Below are 2289 nucleotides of genomic sequence, written 5' to 3' on the forward strand. Positions count from 1 at the left end.
CAGGCACAAGGTGGCGCTGCTGACCGATCCGGTCAATAATCCGGCGGTTATTGCTGCCTATTTGCTGGAGTTCGGGATGCTGGAATATGAAGCCTTTGTCTGTGAGCGGCTGGGCGGTCCCGAAGAAGTCTGCCGGTTCTGGGAGCTGGATGAAATGGCCCGGCATGACTTTGCAGCGCTAAATGTAGTGATTCTGCGCCGGAAGCCGGAGAGCACAGCAGGTAGGAGGCGCGGGTTTGCTTATCCGGATGAAGCGTTCGAGCAGCGGAAGCCGGAGAAAGGGCTGATCACAAAGCGCGAAGTACGCGCTCTGGTGTTATCGGAGCTGAATCTGGCGGAGAATTCGGTAGTCTGGGATATCGGCTCCGGTTCCGGTGCGGTTGCTGCGGAATGTGCGCGGATTGCCCGTCTAGGTAAGGTGTTTGCATTGGAGAAAGAGCAGGTTAATCTGCCCAACATGGAGGCGAACCGGCGGAAATTCCGTGCCGATTATACGATTGTTCACAGCAAGGCGCCGGAGGGGCTGGACAAGCTGCCCGATCCGGATGCAGTATTCATCGGCGGCAGCGGCGGCGAGCTTGCCGATATTATTGCACAATCGACTGGACGGCTGCGGCCGGGCGGAGTGATTGTTGTTGCTGCGATCACGATTGAGACGCTGCACCGAAGCATGGAGGCGCTGAGGGCGGCCGGTCTGAACCCGGAGGTTACGCACCTTCAGGCTTCACGGGGCAAGCCAATTCTTGGCATGACAAGACTGGAAGGGATGAATCCGGTCTATGTGGTCAGCGGGACGAATGCCGAATGCTAGGCTTCACCTGGCTGGAATTGGCGGAGTACAACACCAATCGATCATGACTGCCTGGGAGTAATTCAATATAAGGAGGAAGTGCGGATGAGCAAAATGGAGCAGGAGACACAGCCGCAATTTGCAGGCGTGGACAATTTAGCTGGAACACAACAGGCCGAAGTAATGGAGCAGACGGCAAGCGCAGAATATAGGCTTTTTGAGGAAGATCTGCTTCCGGAGGATGAGCCTGCCCTGCTGGAAGTCGGAACGCTGTATGGAGTCGGTGTCGGCCCGGGCGATCCGGAGCTCATCACGGTCAAAGCTTGCCGTCTGCTTAAGGAATGTCCGGTTATTGCGTATCCCGCCGCCAAAAAAGGCAGTAAGTCCTACGCCCACGAAATCGTGGAGATGTATGTGGATGCGGAGCGAAAAACGATGCTGGGCCTCGTCTTCCCGATGACCAAGGATCCGGTGCAGCTGGAGAACGGGTGGCGCTGGACAGTCGAGCTGTGCTGGAATGAGCTGCGTCACGGGAATGATGTTGCTTTTGTGACCGAGGGTGATCCTAACCTGTACAGCACGTTTATCCATTTGGCCCGGCTGATGCAGGAGCTTCATCCCGGGGTACCGGTTGTGTCCGTTCCGGGAATCTCTTCGGTGCTGGGTGCAGCCGCTGCACTCGAACAGCCGCTTGCTGACGGCAACCAGCGGGTAGGCATTATTCCGGCAACCGAAGACCGTGAGGCGCTGAAGGAGGCGCTGCTCCATCATGACACCATCGTTTTCCTTAAAGTAGCGAAGGTATTGGATACTGTGCTGGATGTTCTGGACGAATTAGGCCTGGGCGGCAAAGCCTCGGTTGTCACCAAAGTGACTTCACCGTATGAAACGGTATGGCGGGATGCGCGCAAGCTGCGCGGCACGGAGCTGGAGTATTTGAGCCTGATGGTGGTGAGCAAATGACAGAACTGCTGCTGGAGCCAAAAGTATACATTGTCGGTGCCGGACCCGGCGACCCGGAGCTGATTACCGTCAAAGGCAGCCGGATTCTGCGTTCGGCGGATCTTGTGCTCTACGCGGATTCCCTGGTAAGCGAAGCGTTGATTCATAGCGCTAAGGAAGGGGCTGAGGTGCTGCAAAGCTCGGGCATGGACCTGGAGCGGCAGGTGGAGCTGATGGTGCAGGCTGTCCGGGCCGGGAAAAGCGTCGCCCGTGTGCACACCGGTGATCCCTCCATGTACGGGGCGATCCTTGAACAGATGTCGCTGCTGAAGCTGTGCGGAGTCAGCTATGAGATCGTCCCGGGTGTCAGCTCCGTCTTCGCTTCGGCAGCGGCACTGGGTGCGGAGCTGACGGTGCCGGAACTGACGCAGACGGTGATCCTGACCCGTGCCGAAGGGCGCACACCCGTGCCGGAACGCGAGCAGCTGCGCCGGCTGGCGGAGCACCACTGCACGGTGGCGCTGTTTCTCAGCGCGTCGCTGGCAGGGCATGTCGCC

At 58.5% G+C, this 2289-nt stretch carries 2 protein-coding genes and 1 pseudogene; all 3 read left to right on the forward strand.

The genetic code is table 11. The features are described 5' to 3' along the window. A pseudogene (gene cbiT / locus AQR02_RS05285) lies at positions 1-811 on the forward strand (precorrin-6Y C5,15-methyltransferase (decarboxylating) subunit CbiT); the annotation flags it as partial. A 231-nt stretch (positions 812-1042) separates the two neighbouring features. Beyond that, the gene (gene cobI / locus AQR02_RS05290; protein WP_054942002.1) at positions 1043-1753 is read left to right on the forward strand and encodes a precorrin-2 C(20)-methyltransferase; all 711 of its coding nucleotides are present in this window, start codon (positions 1043-1045) and stop codon (positions 1751-1753) included. A gap of 5 nt (positions 1754-1758) precedes the next feature. Further along, positions 1759-2289 (forward strand): cobalt-precorrin-4/precorrin-4 C(11)-methyltransferase (locus AQR02_RS05295; protein ID WP_082451940.1); only part of this gene is annotated, 531 nt, incomplete at its 3' end.

Source organism: Paenibacillus ihuae (genome assembly GCF_001368795.1).
Lineage (GTDB): Bacteria > Bacillota > Bacilli > Paenibacillales > Paenibacillaceae > Paenibacillus_AQ > Paenibacillus_AQ ihuae.